Here is a 571-nt window from a genome sequence, read left to right as displayed (position 1 = left end):
CCAATGTGCTGCGCTGGCATGCGGCGATCTCCAGCCGACCGAGTGCGGCCGCCTGAGCCCGGGATGAGCGAAGCGCTGGAGAGACTGACGGCCAGGGTACGCGCCTGCCGCATCTGCGTGGAGAGGCCGCTCGGCCGGCCTTTGCCGCATGAGCCGCGCCCGGTGCTACGCCCGTCGTCGACGGCGCGTATCCTGCTTGCAAGCCAGGCGCCGGGCAGCAAGGTCCACCTCTCGGGCATGCCGTTCACCGATGCCTCCGGCGATCGGCTGCGTAGCTGGCTGAGTGTAACCAGCGAGGAATTCTACGACACCGAAAAATTCGCCATCGTGCCGATGGGTTTTTGCTTCCCCGGCCAGGATGCGAAGGGCGCCGACCTGCCGCCGCGTCGCGAATGCGCGCCAGCCTGGCGCGCCGAACTGATGGCGCTGATGCCGCAGATCGATCTGGTGCTGACGATCGGCATGTACGCGCAGTCCTGGCACATGGGTGCCGCGCGTCAGTCATCGTTGACGGAAACCGTCAGGAACTGGCGCGCGATATGGGAGGCGCCCGCCCGCCCGAGAGTGCTGC

General features: G+C 67.8%; 1 pseudogene. It reads left to right on the top strand.

Annotation, left to right across the window (positions count from 1 at the left end):
* Positions 1 to 52 precede the first annotated feature (52 nt).
* Positions 53 to 571, top strand: a pseudogene (locus EN742_RS37080) (uracil-DNA glycosylase family protein); the annotation flags it as partial.

It is taken from the genome of Mesorhizobium sp. M4A.F.Ca.ET.020.02.1.1 (assembly GCF_004022645.1).
In the GTDB taxonomy this organism is placed as follows: domain Bacteria; phylum Pseudomonadota; class Alphaproteobacteria; order Rhizobiales; family Rhizobiaceae; genus Mesorhizobium.
Note: the sequence above shows the minus strand (reverse complement) of the source record. Positions and strands in the feature narration are given on the sequence as shown.